Origin of the sequence: Streptomyces sp. NPDC047917 (assembly GCF_043204345.1) — a bacterium.
In the GTDB taxonomy this organism is placed as follows: domain Bacteria; phylum Actinomycetota; class Actinomycetes; order Streptomycetales; family Streptomycetaceae; genus Streptomyces; species Streptomyces sanglieri.
The window spans coordinates 155,862-171,125 of record NZ_JBIDCA010000020.1 but is presented as its reverse complement, the minus strand read 5'-3'; the positions used below and the strand labels follow the sequence as shown (position 1 = coordinate 171,125).

Annotated in this window: 14 protein-coding genes; 4 read left to right on the top strand and 10 right to left on the bottom strand. The window is 69.9% G+C overall.

From position 1 onward, the window contains the following. A partial coding sequence (gene recA, locus ACGF8B_RS38355; protein ID WP_392747146.1) for a recombinase RecA occupies positions 1–579 on the bottom strand: 579 nt, incomplete at its 3' end. A gap of 480 nt (positions 580–1,059) precedes the next feature. Here recA and ACGF8B_RS38350 point away from each other — a divergent pair. Continuing rightward, positions 1,060–1,557 (top strand): CarD family transcriptional regulator, encoded by a 498-nt coding sequence (locus ACGF8B_RS38350; protein ID WP_392747145.1) that lies wholly within the window; start codon positions 1,060–1,062, stop codon positions 1,555–1,557. 419 nt (positions 1,558–1,976) lie between these two features. On the opposite strand, the gene ACGF8B_RS38345 is transcribed toward ACGF8B_RS38350, so the two are convergent. Further along, complete coding sequence (locus ACGF8B_RS38345; protein ID WP_392747143.1) at positions 1,977–3,422, bottom strand: MFS transporter; 1,446 nt, start codon at positions 3,420–3,422, stop codon at positions 1,977–1,979. Between the two features lie 102 nt (positions 3,423–3,524). Between ACGF8B_RS38345 and ACGF8B_RS38340 the strand changes: the two genes are divergently transcribed. Continuing rightward, a complete protein-coding gene (locus tag ACGF8B_RS38340; protein WP_392747142.1) occupies positions 3,525–4,487 on the top strand; it encodes a helix-turn-helix transcriptional regulator in 963 nt (320 codons plus the stop codon). 361 nt (positions 4,488–4,848) lie between these two features. Here the strand turns inward: ACGF8B_RS38340 and ACGF8B_RS38335 are convergent, their stop codons facing one another. The 5 genes from ACGF8B_RS38335 to ACGF8B_RS38315 form a co-directional block, all read right to left on the bottom strand. Further along, a complete protein-coding gene (locus ACGF8B_RS38335; RefSeq protein ID WP_392747140.1) occupies positions 4,849–5,334 on the bottom strand; it encodes a hypothetical protein in 486 nt (161 codons plus the stop codon). 215 nt (positions 5,335–5,549) lie between these two features. Next, positions 5,550–6,413: a DUF3592 domain-containing protein gene (locus ACGF8B_RS38330; RefSeq protein ID WP_392747138.1), complete on the bottom strand. Its 864-nt coding sequence runs from the start codon at positions 6,411–6,413 to the stop codon at positions 5,550–5,552. Between the two features lie 79 nt (positions 6,414–6,492). Further along, positions 6,493–7,587, bottom strand: coding sequence for a hypothetical protein (locus ACGF8B_RS38325; protein ID WP_392747137.1), 1,095 nt, complete (start codon positions 7,585–7,587; stop codon positions 6,493–6,495). Positions 7,588–8,698: 1,111 nt separating this feature from the next. Further along, positions 8,699–9,979, bottom strand: coding sequence for a glycosyltransferase family 39 protein (locus ACGF8B_RS38320; protein WP_392747135.1), 1,281 nt, complete (start codon positions 9,977–9,979; stop codon positions 8,699–8,701). Next, positions 9,976–11,103 carry a glycosyltransferase gene (locus ACGF8B_RS38315; protein ID WP_392747153.1) on the bottom strand — a complete coding sequence of 376 codons (1,128 nt, stop codon included), beginning with the start codon at positions 11,101–11,103 and terminating at the stop codon, positions 9,976–9,978. The genes ACGF8B_RS38320 and ACGF8B_RS38315 overlap by 4 nt, the downstream gene beginning before the upstream one ends. Before the next feature lie 176 nt (positions 11,104–11,279). Here ACGF8B_RS38315 and ACGF8B_RS38310 point away from each other — a divergent pair, with 176 nt between their 5' ends. Further along, complete coding sequence (locus tag ACGF8B_RS38310; RefSeq protein ID WP_392747134.1) at positions 11,280–11,591, top strand: hypothetical protein; 312 nt, start codon at positions 11,280–11,282, stop codon at positions 11,589–11,591. 205 nt (positions 11,592–11,796) lie between these two features. Here the strand turns inward: ACGF8B_RS38310 and ACGF8B_RS38305 are convergent, their stop codons facing one another. Both ACGF8B_RS38305 and ACGF8B_RS38300 read right to left on the bottom strand, forming a co-directional pair. Continuing rightward, positions 11,797–12,303 carry a SigE family RNA polymerase sigma factor gene (locus ACGF8B_RS38305; protein ID WP_392747132.1) on the bottom strand — a complete coding sequence of 169 codons (507 nt, stop codon included), beginning with the start codon at positions 12,301–12,303 and terminating at the stop codon, positions 11,797–11,799. A 272-nt stretch (positions 12,304–12,575) separates the two neighbouring features. Continuing rightward, the gene (locus ACGF8B_RS38300) at positions 12,576–12,848 is read right to left on the bottom strand and encodes a DUF6225 family protein (RefSeq protein ID WP_392747130.1); all 273 of its coding nucleotides are present in this window, start codon (positions 12,846–12,848) and stop codon (positions 12,576–12,578) included. A gap of 226 nt (positions 12,849–13,074) precedes the next feature. Between ACGF8B_RS38300 and ACGF8B_RS38295 the strand changes: the two genes are divergently transcribed. Next, complete coding sequence (locus ACGF8B_RS38295) at positions 13,075–13,740, top strand: DUF4232 domain-containing protein (RefSeq protein WP_392747129.1); 666 nt, start codon at positions 13,075–13,077, stop codon at positions 13,738–13,740. Positions 13,741–14,139: 399 nt separating this feature from the next. Here the strand turns inward: ACGF8B_RS38295 and ACGF8B_RS38290 are convergent, their stop codons facing one another. Continuing rightward, on the bottom strand, positions 14,140–15,102 hold the full coding sequence (locus tag ACGF8B_RS38290; protein ID WP_392747128.1) for a transcriptional regulator: 963 nt from the start codon (positions 15,100–15,102) through the stop codon (positions 14,140–14,142). Between the last annotated feature and the right edge of the window lie 162 nt (positions 15,103–15,264).

Genomic DNA, 15,264 nt, shown 5'->3' with positions numbered 1-15,264 from the left:
GAGCTGGTTGATGAAGATCGCGGTGGTCTTGGACTGGTTGAGCGCGCTGGTGATCTTGCGGAGCGCCTGGCTCATCAGACGGGCCTGGAGACCCACGTGCGAGTCACCCATCTCGCCCTCGATCTCCGCGCGCGGCACGAGCGCCGCGACGGAGTCGATGACGATCAGGTCGAGGGCGCCGGAGCGGACCAGCATGTCCACGATCTCAAGGGCCTGCTCGCCGTTGTCCGGCTGGGACAGGATGAGGCTGTCGATGTCGACGCCGAGCTTCTTCGCGTACTCGGGGTCCAGGGCGTGCTCCGCGTCGATGAAGGCGACGGAACCGCCGAGCCTCTGCGCGTTCGCCACCGCGTGCAGCGTCAGCGTCGTCTTGCCGGAGGACTCCGGCCCGTACACCTCCACCACACGGCCGCGCGGCAGACCGCCCACACCGAGGGCCACGTCGAGGGCGGTCGACCCGGTGGGAATCACTTCGATGGGCTCGTTCGGCCGCTCACCGAGGCGCATCACCGCGCCCTTGCCGAATTGCCGTTCGATCTGAGCCAATACCAGATCCAGCGCTTTGCCTTTGTCGACCATGTGCAACCCCACTTCTCATTCTGCGGTCCGCGCGACTGCCGCCCGGAGGGTATGACAGCGGGTCCCGACGCAGAGGAGAAAGAGATCGCGCACGCACGTGTGTGCGTGCAGCGAGGCGCATCTCATCGATATGCGTGTCACTTGCATACTATCAATGGGGATTCTTGGGCGACCGCTGCACAGCGCTTCCCATCGAATCGTCGCCGGTGCCTGCAACGTGACTGTGCCGACCTGGCGCACCCACTTCGATGTGACCGGGATCACGTCCAGTGATGCGCATGACGTGATGGAAAATGGAAGAGCTGGTTCGCAGAGGTTTTGCACACTCATCCATATGAATGCGCCGACCCCTGCGCTCCCACACTCGCCGTCCACCGTCCCTCCGCGGCCGGGACCGGCAGTGGGACGGCCGTACGCCCTGCAACACACAAGGGGGCTGGGTCGAGCGCGGCGCCGCACGCACAGGCGAGGGTTGACAACATGCAGTTCTCCGAGGGGCAGACACTCATCCACCCCCAGCACGGTCCGGCCACCGTCACCGAGGTTTTCGACCGCTCGGTCAACGGCGAGAGCAGGCGGTACATCCAGTTCCGAGTCCATGGGACCGACCTGCGCATTGCGGTTCCGGTCGAAAAGGCCGACGCGGTGGGACTGCGATCGGTGTGCACCGCGGCGCAGATCCAAGAACTGCTCGACCTCCTGAGGGCTCCCACATGTGAGGAGGAGGAGACTTGGCCACGCCGCTTCAAGGCCAACAGCGAGCGACTCCGGATCGGCGACCTCCTGCTCACGGCCGGCGTCGTCCGTGACCTGGTGCGACGTCAGGAGAAGCACGGGCTTTCCCCGGGGGAGAAGGACATGCTCAAGCACGCCCGCCCGCCAGTCCTGGCAGAACTCGCACTGGCACTCTCGCTGACCGACGGGGAGACCGAGGAGCTGTTCAACTCGGCCATCCTCGGTGAACGGCAGGTCGCTTGAGGGCTCCGCTGTTCCGGCCGTGACGCAGGGGGCCGGGAGCACCCCTCTCCATTGGCGCTGAGTGCCGACCCGCTTTGACGGCTGCACAGTCCGACGGGCCGCGGTGGTCGTCTCGGGGCCCGTCACCGTGCTCACCGGCTGGCCTCCCGTGCGGCGCCTCGCCGGCGGCAGCAGCCAGGCGCCTACGTTCCCGTTGCTGTCCCGGAGGGCCGCGGCCGCCCTGGAAGAGCCGAAGGATCGCCGCCGAGCGGATACCCGGCTACCCAGGCCGCGGCCCTCCGGTGTGACGGTCGTGTACGGCACCCGCAGCACGGTGTTCCGTACCGTCGGGAGGCGTGGTTGATCACACGAAGCCCGACCCGATGACCAGGTTCCATGGGACACCCAGGCCGTGAGGAACACCCGCGCGTCCGCCTGCGTCAGGCCGCCCCGGCCGGTGCGATACGTGCGGCCAGGAAGGCGAATGCCAGTGCCAGGGCGGCCTGTACGGTCACGGCGACGGCGAAACCGTGGGGCAGTCCGGCGGCGGAACCGCCCGCCGATGCGGTGGCCACGGTGTGGAAGACGCCTCCCAGGAGTGCCACGCCCAGGCCGAGACCGAGCTGCTGCAACGTGGTGAAGAGCCCACCGGCGACACCCGCCGCCCATGTCGGTGTGCGCGACAGGACCGTGCGGAGGACCGGCCCGTACATCAGGGCCTGAGTGACACCGAGCGCGATCAGGAGCGGCTGCAGGGCCGACGGGGACCCGCCGTGGGTGCCGTTCACGGTGAGGGCGAGGCCCAGGAGCACAGCCGCTTGCCCGATGGCCGCACCCGTCATCGTCCAGCGTCCGGTGCGGCGTTCCACGGCCGGCAGGGCGAGGGCGGTGACGACGAACGCCGCGCCGAACCCGAGCAGCAGCACGACGGTGCCCCAGGCGTCCACGCCGAACGCGCCCTGGGAGAGCGCCGAGAACTCGTACAGGAAGGCCCCGTAGCCGGTGAAGAACAGCAGCGTCATGATCAGGCCCTGACGTACGGCCGGGGTACGCAGCACGCTCGGCGGTACGACGGGCAACTCGTCGCGGCGTTCCGCGGCGCGCTGCGAGCGGACGAAGACGGCGAGCACCGCACCGCCCGCGGCCAGCATCGCGAGCACCGGGGCAGGACCGCCCGCGGAGGTGCCGAGTGTCAGGGGCACCACGACGAGGAGCAGGCCCGTACCGAGAAGCGCGGCCCCACGCAGATCGAGCGCGAGCGGCGCCGTCGAGCGCGACTCGGGCACGGTGCGCAGGGCGAACAGCGCGGCCGCTCCTATCGTGCCGGTGAGCACCTGGACGAGCCGCCAGCCCCAGTGGTCACCGACGGTCTGGGCCACGGCGCCCGCGAGGAGCTGTCCGGTGACGGTCGCGATGCCGCTGACGGCGGCGAACAGCGTGACGCCCAGTGCCCGCAGCTTCTCGGGCGCCGTGGACTGGATGGTGGACAGGACCTGCGGGGTGAACAGGCCCGCGGCGACGCCCAGTACGGCGCGCAGCGCGACGAGTGCGACCAGGTTCGGTGCGAGTGCGGCGAGAACGGAGGCCACGCCGAACGCGCCGGCGCCGACCGCGAGCAGCCGGCGCCGTCCGAACCGGTCGCCCAGTCGCCCCGCGACGACGAGGGTCGCGGCGAACGCCGTGGTGTACGCGGACAGCACGAGCTGCCCGCCCGACACGGTCACGCCGAGGTCATCGGTGATCGCGGGTTCGAGCAGGTTGACCGATCCGAATGTCATGTTCACGGGCAGGTAGGCGACGAGCAGGACAGCGAGGCCGACGCCGGTCAGGGCGCGCGCCGGGTGCGACGCCACGGTATGCGCGGTGGGAACGGTCTGTGTGGTCATGACCACGACCCTGCGCCCCTCGTCATCCCGGTACCAGGAGTCCAGCTATAGGGGTACCAGTACCACCTGGCTTCACCGGCCCCGAGCCATGACACTGGGGTGGTGACCTCTTCGACACCTGACCGCAGCACCCTCGGTGCCTTCCTGCGCGCCCGCCGCGCCCGCATCACCCCCGGTGAGGTGGGCCTGCCCGCAGGCGGCCGGCGTCGTACCCCCGGTCTGCGGCGCGAGGAGGTCGCGCAGCTCGCCGGCGTCGGGGTCACCTGGTACACGTGGCTCGAACAGGGGCGGGCCAGGAACGCGTCCGACCAGGTGCTGAACGCGGTGGCGCGCGTGCTGCGCCTGGATGCCGCCGAGCACCGCCACCTGATGGTACTCGCGGGCCGTGGCACGGCCACCGAGCCAGGACCGCCCATGGACCTGCGCCCCGAGCACACCACCGTCCTGGCCAAGCTGCTGCCGTACCCGGCCGCCGTGCAGACCGACTGCTACGACCTGGTCGCGGCCAATCGCACCTACCGGTACCTGTTCGCCGACCTGGACGCGTACCCGGTCGAGGAACGCAACTGCGCCTGGCTGATGTTCACCGAACCGAGCTGGCGCAACAGCCTGGTCGACGAGGACAGCGTCCTTCGCGAAATCACCGCGAGACTCCGCACCCGCCAGCCGGAACACCGCGACGACCCCCGCTGGAACGCGCTGATCACCCGGCTGCGCCAGGAGTCGCCGGACTTCGTACGGCACTGGGAGTCGTACGAAATCGTGGGCGACCGCACCCAGCTGCGCCGCTACCGGTCGCCACGCGTCGGCGCCCTCGACGTCCAGTTCCAGAGCCTCTGGCTGGACCGGGCGCGCGGCGAGCGGATCATCGTCATGACTCCCACCGACCTCGCCACGGCCCAGCGTCTGGAACGCCTCGACTCGCTGGTCGGTGCCGCACCGGCGTGGACCTCCCACGGCGACTCCGCCGAGGGTTCGGCCGCAGGCGGATGGACTCCCGGTGGGGGTGGGCGCGGGAACGGGGCCGGGCCGGGGTGTCGCACGTCGGGCGAGAACCGGTCGTAGCGGCTTTCGGTGGGTCGGCAGGTGTCCTGGACCGGGCGTGTGTCGCGTCCGGTGAGTGCGAGCGGTGGTGTCCGCGTGCAGTTTCTGCGTCCCATGGCAGTGACTGTGTTTTTTGCCGGCAGGGAGGCGCGTGCGGCGAGCCGGGCCCCGCGCGTATCCCGCTGGAGCCGAAGAGGGCGGTGGTGGTGACGTCGATGCCCGTGTACACGAACGTCGCCGCGATGCGTTCGGTGAGGTCTTTGAGTACGTAGGCGGTGCCGGTGCCGGTGGTGGTGCGCGGGTCGAGCCGCTGGTTCTCGGCTTCGAGCAGGCTGACGGCGGGCGGGAAACGAGTGACGTCCGTGCCATGCGCCCCGTCGCGCTACCCGCCCGGCCGGGCAGCCTCCTCAGGTACCCCAAGCCGTTCATGGAGTTCTTCGGCAAAACGTGTCCGGTAGACGCCGTGGACGATGGCCCAGGGGGACTGGTAGCCCTTGTGTTCCGGGTTCGAGACATCCTCGTCCCACGGCGCCGCGCAGTCCGAAGGCAGCCGCACACGGCCCAGATACATCTGCGCGGCTTCTTCCAGCCGCACTTCTCCCGCGATCACCGAGCTCCATAGCCCGCAGCCCTGCCCGACCACCCACATGCACAGATCTTCGGTGCTGTCTTCGGACCAGACGTCCCCCTCCACGCTCACGCCTTCCGAGAAGTCGGCCAGCGAATCAGCCGCGGACTCGTACGCGAGCGCGAAGGCTTCAAGGACTTCCCGCGGCCGGGACTCCAGCCACAACTCAAGGGCGGACAGGCGCGGTCGTGTCGCTGCCAGCACCTCCCAGAACCAATCAGGAACATGATCCGGCCCCATTTCGGCTCCCGTGTCGATGGCTGCGGTACCGCCCGACCGTACAGCGGGATCCTCCCCGGCGGGTGAGCAGTCCGGACCACCTGTACGTGAAGTCCGCGGCCGTCGCCCGGCGCCGTGCTCGGCGTGAGGGGGCCGACTTCGGCTTTGCCCGGCCGGGTGGGGCCCCGATTTGCCCGGCCGGGTGGGGCGCCGATCACGGCAGCCGGGCTCCCGCGTCACAGTGCGACCACCCCCATCACGGCTGCCGTCGCCACGATCAGAACGCCCACGACGTTGACGGCCATGTCCCGCTTCCAGGAACGGCGTTCGGCATCGACGTCCAGGACGAAGTCCGCCGGATCGTCGACGGCGTAGTGGACTGTGACGTCCAGACCCCGTGCCCCGGCGGGGTCCGGCAGCCCGGTCTCGCAGTAGGCCGTGACGGCCCTGCCGTCGAGGGTGGTGAAGGTGAGGACCGGAACCAGGTGTGTGGAGGTGTGGCCGTCATCGGAGTCGACGGTGACGCTCTTGAGCACGGCGACGACACGGCCGGGAACGGCGGCCATGGCGGCCAGCACGTCGATTCGGCGGTTCCTGTCGCGGATGTTCCCGGGCAGGTGGTAGGCGCCGGAGAGGGCCCAGGGCCCGCAGAAGCCGAGCAGCGCCCACGGCCAGCCCCGGTCGATGGCGGCGACGGCGACCAGGCCGGCGTAGGCGAGGAAGAGCGCGAACGTCGGCCGGCCGAGACCGCGGCCGCCTTCGGAGAGGCGGTTGGCGAACCGGAAGGCGTGGGGTCGTCCACGCGGGTAGTGGACGCCGATCTCGCGGCCTGTCCACGCCACGCTGATCCTCTCACCGCGTTCACCGTCGTTGGTGACGGTGAACTCCTGCCCGGTGGCCGGGTCCTGGAAGGAGACGACCACCGATATCCCGTCGTTCGGGGAGCTTCCGTGCCGGGGCTCATCCACCCGCTCGATCCGCCCCTTCGCCCGGACCGTCCGCTGCGCCCGGGTCGTCCCGGCCAGCGACCTCCCGTATCCGACCAGCGCCACCGCGCCGAACACACCACACCACGGCACCAGATATACGTGCCAGCCCATCCGTCTTTCCTCCTGCCACTTCGGGGCACGGCCACCGGGCACTCCCCTTGCCGTCCGGAACAGTGCGGTCCCAGGGCCCTCACTTCGCGGGCGCGCGCCGCACCACCTTCCCCCGACCGTCCGCCTCCAGCGACGCCGTGTCCTCGGCCCCGGTCACCACGACCCTGATGATGAGGGATCCGGTGAGACGGTCGGCGGTGATCTGCCAGGTCCGCGGGGAGCCGGCGCCGAGGGCTGCCGTGGCCTCCTCGACCAGGGCGGGGAAACGGTCGTAGGGCAGCGCACGCGGGGTGAACCCCGGACTTTGCGTGCCGGCGGGCGAGAACACGACCGACAGCAGACGCTCCCGCACGACGACGGTGAGCGCCTGGTGTGTGTCCCGACCCCTGGTGAGCGAGTCGAAGGCCCGGTCCAGCTCGCCCCTGTCGAGAAACGACCGGCCCGGGCCCAGGGCGACCGTTCCGGACGCCGAGGTCACGGCCGTGGTCGACGACGTGGAGGAAACGGACGGTCGCACGGCCGAGGGCGGATTCGCGGTGGCATCCCGGTCGAAGAGGTCGGCGCGGAAAAGCAGGACCACGGCGGCCGCGCCGATCAGCAGACCAAGGAGCACGACGAAGCCGAAGGCACAGCCCTCCGGCGGCGCGGCCACTCTGACCGTCCCAGGCACCGAATCGAGGCGGGACGAGGCTGCCCGGTCCTCCCACTCCGGCGTCGGCCGCTTGACGATGCGCACCCGCCATGGCCGGTCCGGCGGGTACTGGACCACCACGACACCGCGCGGACGGTAGTCGGACAGGTCCACGAGGTTGATGTCCTGCGTGATTCCCACCCTGTACGCAGGCCCGTCGTCCGGCGCGACGGTGAGCTCGAACTGCACCGGTATGTCGCTCGACTCCCCCTCGACGGCCTCCAGACGCTCGATCATCGCGAGCGCTGTGCGGGGCACGACCGCCGCCTCCCGGGCACGCCTCGGCATTCCGGCGAGGAAGAACAGCAGTCCGTAGACCACGGGGAGCGCCAACCCCGTGGCGAACAGCGGCCCGTTCTTGACGATCCCGCCCACGACGAGCGCGGCGAGCGACGTCCCGACCACACCACCGGTCAGCAAGCCCCGGGCGAGCGCGAGGGGCGTGTTGTGCGTGGGCGGCGACGCCCCCGTGTCGATCGTCATACGGGCGATTGTGCTGGGCTCAGGTGACGGCCGGTAGATCTCGGCATCATCTTCCGTCGGGCCACGGTGGGACCGTTCTCCTCGGCCAGGCCCGAGGAACGGGAGCCGATGACGACCCGGCGACGCGGGCACCTCAGCAGGAACCACAAGGGGCCCCAGCGGCCCGCGCGGCGAGACCAGCCGTGCCGGGGCGCATGGACAACAGGACCCGGTCGCGACGGCCCAGGTCGATCCGTACGGCGCCCACCACGCTGAGGCACAGTGCCCGCATCTCACGCCGGCCGGTGAGGACGGCTGCAAGGGCGCCGGGGACCCGCCCATGGCGGTCTGCCGCTCAACCCGGAACGGCTTCGTGAGGTGGGACGGCTCGGCTCGGGCGTCGATGGCACGGGCAGGTCGGCGCCGAACAGCTTGGCGCGGCGTTCCACCGGGCGGAAGGAGCGGTTTCGAGCATGCGATCCAAGTTCTTCGCGACTGCGCGCAGGATTGCGCGGTCGCCCCACCCGACTGAGGTCGCAGGAACGAGCAGCAGCTCCGCGGAACGCCCCGCAGGTTCCTGCTGATTCATGATCCTGCTGTACCTGATGGCAGGGAATCGAGTGCGCGACCTGCTTCCATGAATGGGCAGGCCCGCCAGTTCAGTCGGCCTTGGACAGCTTCTTCTGGAGCTGGCGGGCACTCGACGATCACACGCAGAAGGGTGATGCATCGTGCTCAAACACCGTACCCCTGATCCCGGGACAGGACATCGTGGTCTGTGCGGGTGGCGGGTGGTCCTGGCGGCGGTCTCGGCGTGCGCGAACGTGGCCCGCTTGGTCCGCGAACTGCTGTAGTCGGCGCCGCGCTTCGGGTCATCCGGCCGAGTAGCGTTCCTGGTCGGAAAGTGTGGTCCCGGACTTGCGGGATCTCGCCCCTCCCGCAGCGCGCGGGAGGGGCGGTTTCGTACGGCCGCAGCGGCTGCCAACACCGTCACGCCCCCCTCGTCGGGCGGGGCGAGACGGCCGTCCAGGAGGCGTTCGTGGCCGCGGGATTACGGTGGGCCGGCCTCAAGCCTGGTTGCTCGGCGGTGGGCGGGGTCGTGGTCATCGGGCCCCCTTTCCACGGACATCGGTTACGGGACGCCGAGCTCGAAGAGGCCGTAGCCCGCGTACGAGCCGGAAGCCAGGGCCGCGATGCCGAGGAGCGTGAACTGGTGGGCCGGGCCGAGGCGGCGCAGGGCGAGGGCGAGGGGGAGGAAGAGCGGAAAGAGGGGGAGCAGATAGCGCGAGACGTTGCCGAATATCTGCTGGCTGCCCAGGACGAGGGCGAGAGTGAGAACGGTGTAGACCGTCAGGACGGCTGGGGGATGAAGCCGGATCAGCAGCGGGAGCAGCGCGAGCGCGAGCAGGACGACACCGATGCCGATCAGGTCCGCGAAGGGCCAGGCGGAGAGATAGTCGGAGTGGCCCACCGGGACGGACGTGAGGACGTCGAGGGTGTGTCGGCCATAGTCCCACTCGTGGGCCCAGGCACCCGACTGAAGTCTGAAGTAGCCGCTGTAGTCGCCCATTCGGTGACCCACCCAGCCGAGATAGGCAAGGAGGCCGAGTGGGGCGACGGCCATCGCGGTCGCCGGACGCAGGACGCCGTCCTGGCGGCGGTGGAGCGCGAGCAGGGCCGCGAAGCCGACGGCGGCGATCAGCGCCACGGCGGTGGGGCGGTTGAGCCCTGCTACGCAGGTGAGGAGACCGGCGGTGAGCCAGCGACGGCTCAGAACGGCATGGCAGGCCCAGACGGCCAGGGCCACGTAGAGGGAGTCGGAGTAGACCGCCCACTCCACGCCGGAGCCTGGCCAGACGGCCCAGAGGCCGGCCGCGGCCAGTCCGGCCCGTCTGCCGCCGAGGCGTTCGGTGATGGCGTAGATGCCCAGGGCGGCGGTCAAGGAGGCGACGACGGAGACCAGCAGGCCGGCGCCGTACGGGCCGAGGCCGGTGAGCTCGGAGACCAGCCGCATCAGCGCCGGGTAGAGCGGGAAGAACGCCGCTGAGTTCCCTTCGAGGGTGATCGGGCCGGTGGCGCCGGGTATCGGGACCAGCCGAGGGTCGTACCCGTGCACGGCGATCTGCTGGTACCACCAGCCGTCCCAGCTGGCCAGGACGTCCCACGGATGGGCGCCGCCGCCGAAGCGCGGGTTCTTCGCGCGGTAGTCCCCGGCGGAGTGCAGCAGCCACATGAAGGAGGCGAAGCCGATGAGCTTGAGCGTGCCGTAGACGGCCAGCACGGGGCCGTAGTGCTCGGCTGCGTGGCGCAGCCGGCTCCGGAGACCGGGGCCCGTGGTGGCGGGCCGTTCCGACAACCTCGCGTGCCAGCTCCGCGTGCCGGTCTCGGCCGTACGGGCGGTGGTCCTGATCATATGCGGAACACCCGCGCCCGGAAGAGCGCGAACCGCAGCAGCGTCGCGGCCAGGATGGCGGTGAGGAGTACGGCGAGTTCGGCAGCCTGCCCGGTCGAGGGCATCGCGTGGTGCAGGACGACGAGCGATCCGCCGGTGATCGCGAGGTGGATCAGAAGAACGAACAGGCCCCCGCACCGGTGGCGCAGCACACCGGCGCGGCTGAGGAGGCCGAAGGTGGGTTGCCTGTTCACGACCGTGTTGGATACGGCACAGATCAGCAACGAGAGTGCGTTGGCGGCCTGGGAACCGACCACCGGGCGCAGCATCGTGTAGAGGAGCAGGTACATGAGAGTGCCAACGGCTCCCACGGCGGTGAGACGCAGGAGTTGAGTGGTGATCCCGCCCGGTGCGGCGCCGCCGTCGCGCAGCGGCCAGGCCGGCGGTAGCGTGCCTCGCGCCAGTGCCCCGCTGATCCTGGCGATGCCGCGCAGGTCGGCCAGTGCCGTGGCGAGGATGTCGACCCTGGTGTCGGGATCGTCCACCCAGTCGACCGGCACCTCGTGGATGCGTAGCCCGGCGCGCTCGGCTATCACCAGTAGTTCAGTGTCGAAGAACCACTCCGAGTCCTGTATGAGGGGCAGCAGTCGCTCGGCCACATCGCGTCGCACCGCCTTGAACCCGCACTGCGCGTCGGAGAAGCGTACGGCGAGGACGGAGCGCAGGAGGGCGTTGTAGCAACGAGAGGTGATCTCCCGTTTGGGGCCGCGCACCACCCGGGAACCGGGGGCCAGCCGGGTGCCTATGGCTATGTCGGAGTGGCCGGAGAGCAGCGGGGCCACCAGCGGCAGCAACGCCGTCAGTTCCGTGGACAGGTCCACGTCCATGTACGCGAGTATGGGGGCCGGTGACTGCGACCAGGCGGTACGCAGCGCGCGGCCGCGCCCTTTCTCGGTCAGCCGAAGCCACTGCGCTTCGGGTAGTTCGTCTGCCAGCCGGGCGGCGACCTGCGGGGTGCTGTCCGTGCTGGCGTTGTCGGCGATGGTGATGCGGAACGAGTAGGGGAAGGTCTCGCGCAGGTGCGTGTGGAGCCGCCGCACGCTCGGCTCCAAATCTCTTTCCTCATTGAACACGGGGATGACCATGTCCAGGACGGGCTCCGGATGGTGTGTCACCACCGATGAGCGATGCGGCAGTCGGCTCAGGTCCTTCAGGGCAAGTGAACATTGTTTTCTCACGTTCTATCCTTTTTGTGACTTTGTGCCGGGCAGGCCGAAGCCACTCGGGGCGACGGTGGGTTACGGCGTTGGGGCGTTACGGGGTGACAAGCGAGGACGAGGTGGCCGACGCCTGTTCTTGTACGGTCGCCGTACCCGAGGGCGGGGCCGAGGTCGAGTGCGGCGACGCGCCCTCCGTGCTTCCCGGCGGATTCCCGGTGGCCGTGGCCGTGCTTCCGGTCGTGGCCGGCGGCGCGCTTGTGGCGGTCCCGTCCGGGGGCGCGGGGACGGTGGAGGCTCCCGAGGAAGAGGAAGGTGGGCTCGGGGACGCGTCGGGCATCGCGGGCGGGGCGGAGGTTGGCAGGCTCGTCGTGGGCTGTGGGCCAGGGTGGCTCGGCTCGACCCGGGTCGCATGACCGGGCAGCAGGGACAGGCCGACACTGAGGCCGACGACGGCCAGGACGGAGCCGGCCGCCCTCCGCGCGGCCCGTCTCCGATGACTGACACGCACCCCTGCCCAGAGGCGTTCCCGGTGCTTCCGCTCGAACGGTGCGGGCGCCGCCTCGCTGTCACGCATCATCTGTGCCAGCTGCCGTTCGAAGTGATCCATGGGGTTCTCCTTCACCGCACCGGCTCGCTCACATTGCCCAGGATCTGCCTCAGCCGAGCCACTCCGCGTGCGGCATGGGACCGAGCCGTGCCCACCGGGCACCCGAGCACCTCCGCCACCTGCCCCTCGGGCAGATCCTGGTAATAGCGCAGCACCACCGCCACCCGCTGCTTCGGCGACAACTGGGCCAGCGCGGCCTCCAGCCGGGAACGCTCCACCACGTCCGCTGACACATCGCCGACAACAGCCGACTCGGGCACCTGCTCAACGGGGCGTTCGCCCCACCAACGCCGCTGTCCCGAGCGTGCCGCCGCACGCGTCATCACCTTGCGGACGTACGGCTCCGGTGCTTCGTCCGCGACCTTGGGCCAGGCGAACCAGAGCTTGACCAAGGACTCCTGCAACAAGTCCTCGGCCCGGTGCCGATCGCCTCCGACGAGCAGACGGGCCAAGTGGACCAGCACCGACCATCGGGCAGCCACGAACTCGTCGAACGCACGGGCTCGACTCTGCTCCATCCGCACTGTCCCTGTTCTCGTCGGTCGCCTACACCTTGTAGAAGGCACTGGCAGGGGGCCCGCGATGCACCCGCAGACCATGATCTGGGTCACAGGACATATCGACGACGAGCCCTTCGGTCGCAGGGGCCGTATCTCCAGGTGGGAGGACGGCCCGGTCGCCCACGAAGCGGTGTCGGCAGCAGCTGCCGAGCACGCAGGTACCGGCACGGCTGCGCCGTTGACCCCACCTGACCCCGTACCCGGAGCGAGGCGCCGCTGCGGCCTCCGATTCAGTCCGGACGGTCGTACGCGCCCGGCACCCGGTCGGCGAACAACGTCGATGCCTGCGCTGTCCCGGCACGTTCCGACGCTGTCGAGGTGGCCGGCCACCGGTTCTCCACCTGATGCGCGGCCACAAGGACGAAGTCCTGGCATCCCTCGAAGCCGCCGGGGTCGCCCGGCACGCCGATACGGACGGGCGCGTCATCGGGCAGGTTCTTGAGCGCGTCGCGAAGGCGCGCGGCATTCCGGACCCGCGGGGCGTGCTCGAAGACATCGGGCATGGGCACAGAACGCGGGACCGAACCGCGCTGCCGGCGAGGACACGGCCGCACCCCGGGCCGGAGGGCGAACCCGGGCCGGGCCGACGACCGTACGGTGACGCTTCGGCGCACCGCGGGGTCAACACGCCTGTGACGCAACGAAGACGAAGTGGAGGACCGCCTGTGACTCGGTGCGAGATACAAATACTTCCGACCACATGCGCCGCGCCGCTCCTGGGGGAACACCATGAAGTACACCCGCATCACTGCTCTCGCCGCCCTCGGAGTCGCCGCCACCCTCTCGCTCACCGCCTGCGACGGCGACAGCTCCGGGAAGGACTCGTCCTCCAAGAGCTCCCTGTCCTCGTCTCCTTCCTCCTCGGACGGGGGCTCGAAGCCGGAGGGCGGTTCGGGCTCCGGTGGCCCGGAGGCCGGCAACACGAAGTCGGGTTCCAGTGAGGACACCGAGGCGGAGTCGGCCGCGAACGGCGCGGCCACCGGCGGCAAGGTCACGTTCTGCAAGACGGAGGACCTGGCCATCGACGCCATGGACGCCGCGCCCGACAAGGACTCCGGCAGGATCGACATCACCATGATCAACCGGGGTTCGGTCACCTGCTCGGCAACGGGCTTCGCGGGCGTCGACATCAAGGACGCCGACAACACCTCGAATCCCATCGAGCGCGGCCACGCCCAGCCGCGTATCACTACTCTGAAGCCCGGCGAAGCCGCTGTCTTCGACCTCGCCTACGACATCGACAACACCGGCGACAGCCTCGCGTCCCCGACCAACATCCTGGTGACGCCCCCGAACGAGACCCACACCGTGAGCCTGAAGTGGCCCGCAGGCGCGGGGGAGATCGAGGGCGCCTACACAGACGTCGAGGTCTACCCCACGCACACGACCAACTAGGGATATCGGTCACGAGCGTTGTTGACACGAGGGCCTTGACCAATGGCGAGGCCCTCCCGTGCGACGGAGCTGTCCAGGAACACACCACGCGCAGGCCTTCGTGTCCCACCGTGATGCCCCCCACACCGCCATGGGCTTCCGACGGCGTGCCCAGCTGTTCTTCACCGGCCACGGCATCACCATCGAACGGGTTCTGACCGACAACGGTGCCTGCTACAAGTCCAAGCTCTTCACCCGGACACCGACCGCAGCCGGGATCGGCCCCGAGCGCATCCGGCCCCACCGGCCGCAGACGAACGGCAGGTCGAACACTCCCACCGCACCCTCCTGGAGGAGCGGGCCCACCCGCTGCCCTACACCAGCAACACCGAGCCTGATCCAGACGGCGGGCCCTGGCTGTCACACCCAGCCGCGCTCCCGCGCCTTCACTCCGGCCTGAAACCGAGTCCCCGCGTCCAGCCTCCGCATCAACGCCGCCACCCGACGCGTCGCCGTGCGTACGCTGATCCCCAACTGCCGGGCAATGGCCTGGTCCTTGAATCCCGCGTGGAGCAGGCGGACCAGCATCAGCTCCTCCTCGCTGGGTCCCTCCACCACCCCCAGCCCGTCGGAGAGCAACGGCTCGGCCCGCTCCCAGTACGCCTCGAACAACTCCATCAACCCGTCCAGCAGTCCGGACGGATGGACCACCACGATGGAGTCCTTGCTCCCCCCGGTCAACGGCACCACCGCCACCCGCCGGTCCACGATCCGGGCCTTGAACGGAAGATGCGGCAGCAACCGTGATTTCTCCCCGAGGGCCGCCAGGTTCAGAATCGACTCCAGCCGACCTGGCGGTTCGATCGACTCCAGGCAGTAGACGCCCCGGATGTCCACACCACGCTCCAGCCACTCCGTAGTCGTCGCCGTCTCCCGCTCGTTGTGGTGCGGCTCTCCCACCGGCTCCAGATATGGCGGCTTGTCCAGCGTCCACAGATGCGTGGTGACTGCCCGGCTCAGCTCCTCGACCTTTCGCGCCATCACCTCGTGGCCCGTCAGCACCTCCACCAAGGCGCCGGGATCCGACCGCAACTGCCCGGCCCGGTGCAGGCGCTGCAGATCGGCGAACTCCGTCTCCACCCCCGCGAACACGCTCTCCACCTCCGACCGGCGGCGGTGCAGCAACGAGGAAAGGGCCGAGCGCGGACTCACCGCCTCCCACCGGCCCCGCCCCACCCGCCGCACCAGTCCCAGAGCGGCGAGGCGTTTCAACGCCTGCCCCGTACGGGCCGCGCCGGCGCCCACGCTCTCCGCGAGATCACGTACCGCGCTCTGAGGCCCCGTCAGCACCGCGCGGTACACGCCCTCGTCGAACGCGCTCATGCCCACTGCTTCCAGCACAACCAGGCTCCCCTCTTACACGTGTCGGGTCGCCCGGGGCAGGTGCGAACAGGGCAGGTCACCGGCCGACCGTCCCTCGCAGGTGGCGCTTTTGGTCACCGCGCCAAACACGCCATCAGGTTATCTGGACACCAAGTGATCGCA